This window comes from Muriicola jejuensis (assembly GCF_010671595.1).
GTDB lineage: Bacteria > Bacteroidota > Bacteroidia > Flavobacteriales > Flavobacteriaceae > Muriicola > Muriicola jejuensis.
In genome coordinates this window covers 719114-730890 of record NZ_JAABOP010000001.1, presented here as the reverse complement: position 1 = coordinate 730890, position 11777 = coordinate 719114, and the positions used below count along the sequence as shown (strand labels likewise).

The window sequence follows — 11777 nt, the reverse complement described above, 5'->3', positions numbered from 1 at the left end:
AATATTTCCCAAAGGTTTAACATCCGCTAATATTGCCAGGCCCCGTGTGGATTGTATTCAAATTTATTTGTGCAAACAAAACTTTGTCTTAAATTTGCACGCTCTATTGAGGCATTGGCCTATGGTGTAATTGGCAACACTACTGATTTTGGTTCAGTCATTCTAGGTTCGAGTCCTAGTAGGCCAACAAAAACCCCGGAAGTTTTCCGGGGTTTTTGATTTTTATCACTTCTCCATCCGATCATCCTCGCCCTTCGTATACAAATTCGCCCTGGCCTCAAGGAATGAAAGCACAAATGCGGCTAACAGGTCTCCTGCCTCGGCAAATGGACCTAATATATACACGATCTCAGCCATGTCACAGGGCGATAACTGGGCTTCATTTTCCAATTTCGGGAATCCTCCCGTCGATTACTGCGAGCCAGGGGTAGCGATCAAATCGACATGGAAAGGCGGCGGGTACAACACGATCAGCGGGACTTCCATGGCCTCTCCACATGCCGCAGGGATTTTACTTTTGGGTAATATCGCCAATGGAGGAAATGTCAACGGGGATCCCGACGGAAATGCAGATAGTATAGGGGTGAATTAAAACTCCCCAAACCAATTAATTTTAAAAGGCTCCTGCAAAGGGGCCTTTTTTTTTGGTATCTATTCCATTTCCCTCTCTTCGCCTGAATAGGAGTCTTCCGCTTCAGACATACCACCCGGGAGGTTCTCCCCGGATTCTGCCTTCACCAATTCCTCCTCATCCCCGACGAGGTCGAGAAGAGTTTTTCCCTTGCGCTTATCCCGTATCATGGCCCAGGTCATGACCAGGCTGCTGCCGATGATCACAAAGAGCAGGATTCCGGGTTCAAAGGTAGCCACCTGAGCTTCCACAGGAATAGCATAGAACAGCAGGACGGTGATGAGTCCCCTGGGGGCAATGAAGAGTTGCGGCAGGATATCGCTCCCGTAAAAGGTCCTGAGCAGCACAAATCGCACCAGGTAGATCGACAGGATAATCAGCAGGCTGATCAGGGCCACGCTAAAACTGAAGAGGGAGGCGATGGCGATGGTGAGCCCAAAGATCACAAAGAAAAAGGTGCGGACCACAAAGGCGGTCTCCAGGGTCACGATGTGGAGTTCGTGGTAGATCCGATGGGCCTTTTCGTAATCCAGGAAATGGGCCAGCTTGCCTCTGAAGAACAACTTCATGTTGGCGATGATAAGGCCGAAGATGAGGATGATCAGCAGGGATGAAAGGTGCAGCTGTTTGCCCAGGGCGTATAGCAACAGGAGTACGGCGATGAGGAGAAAGAGCTTGGCCTGGCTCTTGATCTCCTGGAAGATCAGGATGATGGCGTAACTGGCGACCACAGAAAGCACAATGGTAAGCACGATGTTCAATGCAAATCCCCCGGCCCCACCCTGGGAAGCGGGGTTTAGTTCCCCAACCAGGAAGTAAAACATCATGATCCCCATGATGTCCGAAAACGTACTTTCATAAATGTGGAATTCCTTTTTGGAAGGGACCAGGCCGCTGACGCTCGGAATGATAATGGCGCTGGACAGGATGGAGAGGGGGGTGGCATACAACCAGGCCGACTGCATACTCATATCCGGGACAAACTGGTAGAGGATGAGGGCGGCCAGGTAGGCAGAACCCAGCAGGCCAATAAGGGCCACCCCCATGGATTTGAGGATGGGGACCAGTTTTTCCCTTTTCAGCTCCAGTTCCAGGGCAGCCTCCAGGACGATCATGATCAGCCCGATGATCCCGAGGACTTCCAGGGCCGGGAAAAAATCGACCTTATCCGAGGTGAGGTATGAAAGCACGAATTGCAGGATGACGCCCAGGAAGATCAGCAGGAGGACCGAAGGGATATTGGTCCTTTTGGAGATCCCATTAAAGACAAAGGACAGGATGAGGATCACCGAAGCCTCAATGATGATATTGTAAGAAGAGAATATATCCATAGGTGTGAGGATGTCTGAGGTTAATTGATTGAAGATAAAGGTACGACTAAATCCATACAGGAAGGTGCCACAGGGGATGAACCCATTTAAAGAGTCAGTTCCAAGTTCGATTTGGATTAAGAAAATTTGTTTATCTTTGCACCACTGAAAGGATAGTAAAGTATTCATGAGGGGACCGTTAAGTCCCCTCTTTTGTTACTCGTATTTATGTTGAAGGAAGAGGTAAAAGCCCGGTTAGACCAGATATTTCTGGATAATCCATCGCTTTTTCTGATCGAATGCACGGTGAGTCCGTCTAATCAGATCCGTGTGGTGATCGACGGGGATGAAGGGGTGACACTGGAAGACTGTATGACGGTAAGCCGGGCGATTGAGCACAATCTGGACAGGGAGACTGTGGATTTTTCCCTGGAGGTGACCTCCCCGGGGGCCACGGAACCCCTGAGCATGCCCAGGCAGTACAACAAGAATATTGGCAGAAAACTGGAAGTGAAGACTTCCGAGGCAACCATAACAGGGACCCTGGTCTCCATCTCGGCAGAAGGCATTCGGCTGGAATGGAAATCGAGGGAACCCAAACCCATAGGAAAGGGAAAGACCACGGTGCTAAAATCGGAGGAAATACCTTTTCCGTCAATTGTAAAAGCGAACGTAGTACTTAAATTTTAATTAGGATCAGCATGGAAAATATCGCATTGATCGAATCGTTCTCGGAATTCAAGGATGACAAGTTCATCGACCGGGTAACCCTGATGGCCATTCTGGAAGACGTCTTCAGAAATGCCCTCAAAAAGAAGTTTGGATCGGATGACAATTTTGACATCATCATCAATCCGGATAAGGGTGACCTTGAGATCTGGAGAAACCGGGTGGTGGTACCAGACGGGGAGGTAGAAGAGCCCAACGAGCAGATCTCCCTTTCCGCAGCGAGAAAGATCGAACCCGATTTCGAAGTGGGGGAGGATGTGTCTGAAGAGGTTAAACTGATCGACCTCGGGAGGAGGGCCATTCTCGCCTTGCGTCAGAACCTAATCTCCAAGATACACGAACACGACAATACGACCATTTACAAGCAGTTCAAAGACCTGGAGGGGGAGATCTACACTGCGGAAGTTCACCATATAAGGCATAAGGCCATCATCCTGCTGGACGACGAGGGCAACGAGATCATCCTGCCCAAGGACAAACAGATCCCATCCGATTTTTTCAGGAAGGGAGACAACGTCAGGGGTATCATCGAAAGTGTGGAGCTGAAAGGGAATAAGCCCATGATCATCATGTCCCGCACTTCTCCTGTCTTCCTGGAACAATTGTTCTTCCAGGAGATCCCTGAAGTATTCGACGGATTGATCACCATCAAGAAGGCCGTGAGGATCCCCGGGGAAAAGGCCAAGGTGGCTGTGGACTCTTATGACGACCGTATCGACCCCGTCGGGGCCTGTGTGGGGATGAAAGGGTCCCGTATCCATGGCATCGTCAGGGAACTGGGGAATGAGAACATCGATGTGATCAACTGGACCAACAACCCCCAGTTGATGGTTACCCGTGCCCTAAGTCCGGCCAGGGTCACCTCCGTAAAGCTGAATGACGAAAATATGACAGCCCAGGTCTACCTGAAACCGGAAGAGGTCTCCAAGGCCATCGGCCGGGGAGGACACAATATCAGGCTTGCGGGGCAACTCACCGGGTATGAGATCGACGTCTTCAGGGAAGGGGTGGAAGAAGATGTGGAACTGACCGAGTTTTCGGATGAGATAGAGGCATGGATCATTGAGGAATTGAAGAAAATAGGACTGGATACAGCCCGAAGCGTCCTGGAACAGGATGTGGAAGACCTGGTCAAAAGAACGGACCTGGAAGAGGAGACCATCCTCGATGTGGTGCGTATCCTCAAGGCAGAGTTTGAAGATTAAGCTATATATTAGCGAAAAATTTAGAGAGTAAACAGTATTTATGGCAGACGACTCAACAATAAGGCTTAACAAAGTTCTGAGAGAACTCAACATCTCCCTGGACAGGGCGGTCGATTTCCTTGCCTCCAAAGGGCATAAGATAGACGCGCGTCCTACCACCAAGATCACGGAGGAGGTGCATCAGGTTCTCCTGGACGAATTCCAGACCGATATGAGCAAAAAGGTTGCTTCCATAGAGGTTGGAGAAGAGAAGCGGAAGGAGAAAGAGGCCATAAGACTGCAACTGGAACAGGAACAGGAGGAGAAGCGCCTGGCACGTGAAAAGCGGAATGCCGCGTCTGAGGTGGTAAAGGCCAAGGCGGAACTCTCCGGCCCTAAAATGGTGGGGAAGATCGATCTGGACGGGGACAAAAAAGCGAAGGCGGAAGAACCTGCCAAAGCTCCGGCTCCTGAGGTCGAGGCTGAAAAAGAAGTGCCAGCTCCACCGAAACCGGTAGAAAAGAAGAAAACCGAAAAGGCCGCAGAGAAAAAGGCTCCGGAACCCGCGAAGGAAGAGGTGCCTGAGACGATAGAGACGAAATACCAAAAGCTTTCAGGCCCCAAGATTATGGGGGATAAGATCGACCTGTCTAAGTTCGAAAAGCCCAAAAAGAAAAAAGAAACCGCTGCCAAGGCGGATCCTTCCGACCGTAAAAAAAGGCGGAAGCGCATCGTCAGCGATAATGGATCCCGCGGGGGTGGCCGTGGACGCTTTGACGATAAACGCTCCAGATCGGGCGGAGGTGTCAAGGTGGAACCCACCGAAGAAGAAGTACAAAAACAGGTACGCGAAACCCTGGAGAAACTGCAGGGAAAATCCAAAAAAGGAAAAGGAGCCAAATACCGAAGGGACAAGAGGGACATGCACCGGCAACAGTCCGAAAAGGACCTCGAACAACAGGAACTCGAGAACAAGGTGCTCAAGGTCACCGAGTTCGTTACCGTCGGGGAGGTGGCTACCATGATGGACGTCCCATCCACCCAGATCATTTCGGCCTGTATGTCGCTTGGTATCATGGTCACCATGAACCAGCGCCTTGATGCGGAGACCCTTTCCATCGTGGCCGACGAGTTTGGCTACGAGGTGGAATTCGTTACCGCAGAGATAGAAGAAGCTATTGAAGAAGAGGCGGATGCTCCTGAGGATCTCAAGCCAAGGGCCCCGATCGTCACCGTGATGGGTCACGTAGACCACGGGAAGACCTCTTTGCTCGATTATATCCGTAAAGAGAATGTGATCGCAGGGGAGAGCGGGGGTATTACCCAGCATATCGGAGCCTATGGGGTGGAACTGGACAGTGGACAGAAGATTACCTTCCTGGATACACCGGGTCACGAGGCCTTTACCGCCATGCGGGCAAGGGGTGCTCAGGTAACGGATATCGCGATCATCGTGATCGCTGCGGATGACGACATCATGCCACAGACCAAAGAGGCCATCAGTCACGCCCAGGCAGCAGGGGTTCCCATTGTTTTTGCCATCAACAAAATTGACCGCCCTACCGCCAATCCGGAAAAGATCAAAGAGGGTCTGGCTGGGATGAACCTCCTTGTAGAAGACTGGGGAGGTAAGATACAGTCTCATGACATCTCCGCGAAAACCGGGGCAGGGGTTAAGGAATTGCTGGAAAAGGTGCTCCTGGAAGCAGAACTCCTCGAACTTAAGGCCAACCCGGACAAACTGGCTTCGGGAACCGTGGTCGAGGCCTTCCTGGACAAGGGTAGAGGCTATGTTTCTACGGTCCTGGTGCTCGGCGGAACGCTTAAGATCGGGGATTATGTCCTCGCCGGAACGTGCAGCGGAAAGATAAAAGCCATGCAGGACGAACGGGGCAAAACCGTGAAGGTGGCAGGTCCTGCCACTCCTATTTCTATTTTGGGACTGGACGGTGCTCCCCAGGCGGGTGACAAATTCAACGTCCTGGAAGACGAAAGGGAAGCCAAACAAATTGCAGCCAAGAGGAGTCAGCTTCTCAGGGAGCAATCCGTAAGGACCCAAAGACATATCACCCTGGATGAGATAGGCAGGAGGATCGCTCTGGGCGATTTCAAGGAATTGAACATCATCCTCAAAGGAGACGTGGACGGTTCTGTCGAAGCACTTACAGACAGTTTCCAGAAATTGTCTACGGATGAGATCCAGGTCAACATCATCCACAAGGGCGTTGGGGCCATCACGGAATCGGACGTATTGCTCGCTTCAGCCTCTGATGCCATCGTCATCGGATTTAATGTCAGACCCATGGGCAATGCCCGTGACATTGCAGACAAGGAAGAGATCGATATCCGTATTTATTCCATCATCTACGATGCCATCAATGACCTCAAGGATGCCATGGAAGGGATGTTGTCGCCGGAGATCAAAGAAGAGATCACGGGAACGGCAGAGATCAGGGAGACCTTCAAGATCTCCAAGATCGGTACCATTGCCGGATGTATGGTGACCAGCGGTAAGATTTTTAGGAATTCCAATGTGAGACTCATCAGGGACGGCGTGGTGATCTACACCGGGGAACTGGCCTCTCTCAAGCGTTTCAAGGACGATGTGAAGGAAGTCTCAAAAGGATATGACTGCGGTCTGCAGATCAAGAATTACAACGATATCAGGGAAAACGATATTGTGGAGGCCTTCCAGGAGGTAGCCGTGAAGAAAACTCTCTAAGTTGGGGAGATACAAGAACGAAAAAACCTGCCAGCCGGCAGGTTTTTTTTATGGTTTCACATCAGGTGCTTCAGTTCCCTGTCTGAGGTCTGAGGATAATGGACTGTGGGTATTTCTTCCTGACTTCGGCAAAGGTTCGCTCTACGTCCAGCCTGTTGCTGAACCTGCCCAGGTGCACCCTGTAGGTGGGGGAATCAAAGATGATCCTGGCGCCGTACTCAGGAAAATCCACCGAAGCGTCTGCCTTGAGATTTGTCGCCTCCGTGTAAGACCCAAAACCTATCTGAATAGTGAAATATTCGGTCTTGGAATTCATCTTTTTATAGATCTCCAAAAGCCTGGTGATCTCGGGATCCTGTTCAACGGTCGCCAACCCCTTTTGCGAGATCCCTGCAAGGGGTAAAAGCAGCAAAAGCATTGTGTATAAAGCGGTTTTCATAGGTTTCAGATCTAGAGATAAAACGTTGTTGGCAAAGGTAAATTATTAAGGCTTAAACATAATAAACTTCCCTTATTTAGAATAATTATAAATTATAGATTATCGATAGTTAACGATTTCCCAAATAAAGTCTATTCCGTATTTTTGTCCCCAATTTCACGGCCGATAACAATCCATCTTTCTTAGGGTTGAGAAAATATCGTGCCAGCATTTCGATAGAAATAATTTCAATATGAAAAAGGTTTCGTACCGCTCTCAGATTTCTTCTCTTTTCGGTATTTTTTTGGTAGGTAGTCTACTGCTTTCGAATAATCTTTCTGCCCAGGATGAGGCAGCAGCTACAGATGCTGCAGCCACCGAAACCGCTGCCACGGAAGGAGCGGGTGATCCGGTGAAGGGCAAACAGTTATTCAATCAGAACTGTGCGGCCTGCCATGCCCTGGACAGGAAGATGACAGGGCCTGCTTTGGCCAATGTGGAAACTCGTCTCGCCGAGCAGGAAGGTCTTGATAAAGAATGGCTTTATTCCTGGATCAAGAATAGTGCTGGGATGATCTCATCCGGGGACGCCTATGCCAATAAAATCTACGCGGAATACAACCAGGCTGCCATGACGGCCTTCCCTACCCTCAGTAATGCGGATATAGACAACATCCTTGCCTATACGGCGGCTCCCCCTCCTGCTCCTGTGCAGGCGGCTGCGACAACTGCAGCGGTACCAGGTGCAGCGGCCCCTTCCTCTGGAATCACCAACGAAGTGATCCTCGGGGCTTTGGTACTCGTCTTTGCCTTGTTGGTGATGATGCTGATCCTTGTGAACAATACCCTCAGGCGGATAGCCGAGGCCAACGGAGTGGTCGTCGAGAAGGCCAAGGCCGAAAAGAGGATGCCGATCTGGATGGCCTTTGCCAAAAACCAGTTCCTGGTTTTGGTCTCCGTGATCTTCCTCCTTCTTGCCAGTGCGTATTACGCTTACGGATGGATGATGCAGATAGGGGTAGACCAGGGATACCAACCCATACAGCCTATCCACTATTCTCACAAGATCCACGCCGGGGACAACAAGATCGAATGTAAATACTGCCACTCCTCCGCAAGGGTCTCCAAGCATTCAGGGATCCCTTCCTTAAATGTATGTATGAATTGCCACAAATCGATTTACGAATACAAGGGCAACCCCGAAGGTCCTTCCGCTGAAGATCTGGCCAATGGGTACACGAACGAATTCTATACCGCTGAGATAAAGAAATTGTACAAGGCCGTGGGATGGAATGAAGAGGAACAGCGCTACACGGGAGAATCCAAACCCGTGGAATGGGTTCGCATTCACAACCTCCCTGACCTCGCTTATTTCAACCACTCACAGCATGTCTCCGTTGCCGGCATAGAGTGCCAGACCTGCCACGGACCCGTGGAAGAGATGGAGATCATGTACCAGTACGCCCCCCTTACCATGGGATGGTGTATCAACTGTCACAGGGAGACCAACGTGAACCTGGAAGACAACGCGTATTACGAAAAGATCCACAAAGCCCTTTCGGAAAAATACGGGGTGGAGAACCTGACGGCTGCACAGCTGGGCGGACTCGAATGTGGTAAATGTCACTATTAAGAACAATACAGAAGCTAATTACAGATAGATCGTATGGCATCAAATAAGGTATACTGGAAGAACGAGGCGGACCTGCTCCCTGCGGATTCCAATATTCAAAAGCTGAGAGATAACGAGTTTCCAGCAGAGATTCCGGTAGACGAATTTCTGGGCGACAAGGAGGCCTTGTCCGATTCAAAGACAAACAGGCGTGACTTCCTGAAGTATATCGGATTCAGTACTGCGGCTGCTTCACTGGCCGCCTGTGAAGGTCCCGTGATCAAGTCGATTCCCTACGTAGTGCAACCCGAAAGGATCGTGCCCGGTGTAGCCAATTACTACGCTACGACCATCGCCAACGGTTTCGATTTTGCCAGCATCCTGATCAAGACACGGGAGGGAAGGCCGATCAAGGTTGAGAACAATAAAGAGGCTGCTACTCACGGCAGTGCCAACGCAAGGGTACAGGCTTCGGTCCTCTCCCTGTATGACAGCACCAGGCTCCAGGGGCCCCTTTCAAACGGAGAGCCGGCAGAATGGGCTGTCCTGGACGCTTCTGTCAAATCTAAATTGGGTGCTCTGGCCGGTACGGGCAAACAGGTGGTACTGCTTACCCAGACCTATGCCAGCCCTTCTACTGACAAACTGATTGCCGATTTCACGGCTGCTTATCCTAATACCAAACACATCACCTACGATGCCATTTCAGAGGATGCTGCCCTGAATGCGTTTGAGATGGCCTATGGGGAAAGAGCATTGGCCGATTACCACTTCGACAAGGCCGAACTGATCGTATCCTTCGGGGCCGATTTCCTGGCCGACTGGCAGGGAGGCGGTTATGACGCCGGATATTCAAGGGGACGAGTGCCTAAGGCCGGGAAGATGTCGAGACATATTCAATTCGAATCCAACATGACCCTCAGTGGGGCCAATGCAGACAAGCGCATCCCCCTGAAACCGTCCGAACAGAAAAAAGCCCTGGCAGCTCTTTACGGGAAACTCAACAACAGCCGGGTAAGCACAGACTTAAGCGAATCGGTCCTGGCCGTGGTAGACAGTGTCGCCGCCGAGATAAGGAGCAAAGGGAACAAGGCGGTGGTCGTTACCGGTCTGGACGATGTAAACGCCCAGAGAGTGGTTCTGGCCATCAATGAGATGCTTGGCAGCGAAGCCATGGATACGGCTGAACCCAAATACGTCCGTCAGGGAAATAATGCGGAGGTAAAACAATTGATCACTGACATGAAGTCGGGTAATGTAGGCCTGCTGATCATGGATGGGGTCAACCCGATGTATACCCTGCCCAATGCGGGTGAGTTTGCGGAAGGCCTTGAAAAAGTTGACCTGTCCGTAACCTTCTCTACCAATTGGAACGAGACCACTGAGCGAACCCAGTTTGCCGCTGCAGCCAATCACTTCCTGGAATCATGGGGAGATACCCAGGTTAAGAAAGGCCATTACAGCCTTATACAACCGACGATCCGGGAACTTTTTGACACCAGACAGTTTCAGCAATCCCTGTTGCTCTGGATGGGAAGCGATCAAAGCTATTACGAATATATCAAAGCCAACTGGACGGGATCTATCCTGGGAGATACATCCTGGAATCAGGCCCTGCATGACGGGGTTTTTTCCTCCACTGCAAATGAGGAGGAGGAAGTAGATAGCGAAACGGTTTCCGCTATTGCCCCAGACGGAGTGCTTGCCGGTGCGGTGCAGAACCTGGCCGCTGCCGCTTCGGAAGGAATGGAACTCACCCTCTACAGCAAGGTAGGGATGGGAGATGGTCAGCAGGCCGGCAACCCATGGCTTCAGGAATTCCCTGATCCTATTACCCGGGTTACCTGGGATAATTACCTCACCATCTCCAGAGCGGATGCAAAGGAACTAGGCCTGGTCAATGAGAATGCGGCCAATGGCGGACTCGATGGAAGTTACGCGAACGTAACCGTCAACGGAGTTACTCTGAACAGTGTACCGGTGATCATACAGCCCGGACAGGCCAGTAACACCGTTGGTTTATCCTTTGGGTATGGCCGAAAAGTGGGGATGAAGGAGGAGATGCAGACCGGGGTCAATGCCTATTCCCTCTATACAAACTTCAGCAGTGTTCAATCTGTCAAGGTGGAGAAAGCCCCAGGCATGCACGAATTTGCTTGTATACAGCTCCAGAATACCCTGATGGGAAGGGGTGAGATCATCAAGGAAACCACCCTCGAAAAATACAATACGGAAGATTCACATGACTGGAATCCGGTGCCGGAAGTCTCCCTTAACCACCAGGAGGTCCCCGCCACTACGGTCGACCTTTGGGAATCCTTTGACAGGTCTGTAGGTCACCACTTCAACATGTCTATCGACCTGAACGCCTGTACGGGTTGCGGGGCTTGCGTGATAGCCTGCCATGCCGAGAACAACATTCCGGTCGTTGGGAAGAGTGAGGTGCGCAAATCCAGGGATATGCACTGGCTGAGGATAGACCGTTACTACTCGTCCGAAGACACCTTCGCCGATGACAATATCAAAAAAGACGAATTCTCCGGGGCCTTCGATTCAAAAGCCGGTTTCGAGGAAATGGAAAAGGCAGCGGAGAACCCGCAGGTGGCTTTCCAGCCGGTCATGTGCCAGCACTGTAACCATGCTCCCTGTGAGACCGTTTGTCCGGTTGCCGCTACATCGCACAGCCGCCAGGGACAGAATCACATGGCCTATAACCGTTGTGTGGGAACTCGCTACTGTGCGAACAACTGTCCTTATAAGGTACGCCGGTTCAACTGGTTCCTCTACAATAACAACGACGAGTTCGATTTCCACATGAACAACGATCTGGGCAAGATGGTTATCAATCCGGATGTGACCGTTAGGTCCAGAGGGGTGATCGAGAAGTGTTCACTCTGTATCCAGATGACCCAGAAGACCATCCTGGATGCCAAGAGGGAGGGTCGTGAGATCGAGGATGGAGAATTCCAGACCGCCTGTTCGAATGCGTGCAGCAACGGAGCCATCATCTTCGGAGATATCAATGACGAAAAGAGTCAGGTAGCAGCCCTTAAGAAAGAAGACAGGATGTATCATTTACTGGAGGCAGTAGGTACTAAGCCGAATGTCTTCTACCATGTCAAGGTACGCAATACTGACGAAGCATAAATTAGAAGAAAAAACCTAACATAA

General features: G+C 50.8%; 8 protein-coding genes and 1 tRNA gene. 7 read left to right on the top strand and 2 right to left on the bottom strand.

Annotated elements, in window-relative coordinates; genetic code table 11:
- Positions 1-115 precede the first annotated feature (115 nt).
- A tRNA-Gln gene (locus GWK09_RS03280) sits at positions 116-187 on the top strand.
- A 48-nt stretch (positions 188-235) separates the two neighbouring features.
- Positions 236-592, top strand: a complete 357-nt coding sequence (locus GWK09_RS03275) for a S8 family serine peptidase (RefSeq protein WP_163692491.1) — start codon at positions 236-238, stop codon at positions 590-592.
- Between the two features lie 59 nt (positions 593-651).
- On the opposite strand, the gene GWK09_RS03270 is transcribed toward GWK09_RS03275, so the two are convergent.
- Positions 652-1962 carry a cation:proton antiporter domain-containing protein gene (locus tag GWK09_RS03270; RefSeq protein ID WP_163691577.1) on the bottom strand — a complete coding sequence of 437 codons (1311 nt, stop codon included), beginning with the start codon at positions 1960-1962 and terminating at the stop codon, positions 652-654.
- Positions 1963-2154: 192 nt separating this feature from the next.
- Here GWK09_RS03270 and rimP point away from each other — a divergent pair, with 192 nt between their 5' ends.
- Genes rimP through infB form a run of 3 tightly spaced genes read left to right on the top strand, consistent with a single transcriptional unit; the run spans position 2155 to position 6576 of the window.
- Positions 2155-2631 (top strand): ribosome assembly cofactor RimP, encoded by a 477-nt coding sequence (gene rimP, locus GWK09_RS03265; protein ID WP_317174489.1) that lies wholly within the window; start codon positions 2155-2157, stop codon positions 2629-2631.
- Positions 2632-2642: 11 nt separating this feature from the next.
- A complete protein-coding gene (nusA, locus tag GWK09_RS03260; protein ID WP_163691576.1) occupies positions 2643-3875 on the top strand; it encodes a transcription termination factor NusA in 1233 nt (410 codons plus the stop codon).
- Positions 3876-3915: 40 nt separating this feature from the next.
- On the top strand, positions 3916-6576 hold the full coding sequence (gene infB / locus GWK09_RS03255) for a translation initiation factor IF-2 (RefSeq protein ID WP_163691575.1): 2661 nt from the start codon (positions 3916-3918) through the stop codon (positions 6574-6576).
- 70 nt (positions 6577-6646) lie between these two features.
- Here infB and GWK09_RS03250 read toward each other — a convergent pair whose 3' ends face one another.
- Positions 6647-7015, bottom strand: a complete 369-nt coding sequence (locus GWK09_RS03250) for an SPOR domain-containing protein (protein ID WP_163691574.1) — start codon at positions 7013-7015, stop codon at positions 6647-6649.
- 232 nt (positions 7016-7247) lie between these two features.
- Here GWK09_RS03250 and GWK09_RS03245 point away from each other — a divergent pair, with 232 nt between their 5' ends.
- Positions 7248-8627: a c-type cytochrome gene (locus GWK09_RS03245; protein ID WP_163691573.1), complete on the top strand. Its 1380-nt coding sequence runs from the start codon at positions 7248-7250 to the stop codon at positions 8625-8627.
- A gap of 33 nt (positions 8628-8660) precedes the next feature.
- Positions 8661-11753: a TAT-variant-translocated molybdopterin oxidoreductase gene (locus tag GWK09_RS03240; protein WP_163691572.1), complete on the top strand. Its 3093-nt coding sequence runs from the start codon at positions 8661-8663 to the stop codon at positions 11751-11753.
- Positions 11754-11777: the final 24 nt, after the last annotated feature.

Coding starts and splice junctions, on each gene's coding strand:
- GWK09_RS03270 (WP_163691577.1), bottom strand. CDS start 1,962: ATGGATATATTCTCTTCTTACAATATCATCATTGAGGCTTCGGTGATC.
- nusA (WP_163691576.1), top strand. CDS start 2,643: ATGGAAAATATCGCATTGATCGAATCGTTCTCGGAATTCAAGGATGAC.
- infB (WP_163691575.1), top strand. CDS start 3,916: ATGGCAGACGACTCAACAATAAGGCTTAACAAAGTTCTGAGAGAACTC.
- GWK09_RS03250 (WP_163691574.1), bottom strand. CDS start 7,015: ATGAAAACCGCTTTATACACAATGCTTTTGCTGCTTTTACCCCTTGCA.
- GWK09_RS03245 (WP_163691573.1), top strand. CDS start 7,248: ATGAAAAAGGTTTCGTACCGCTCTCAGATTTCTTCTCTTTTCGGTATT.
- GWK09_RS03240 (WP_163691572.1), top strand. CDS start 8,661: ATGGCATCAAATAAGGTATACTGGAAGAACGAGGCGGACCTGCTCCCT.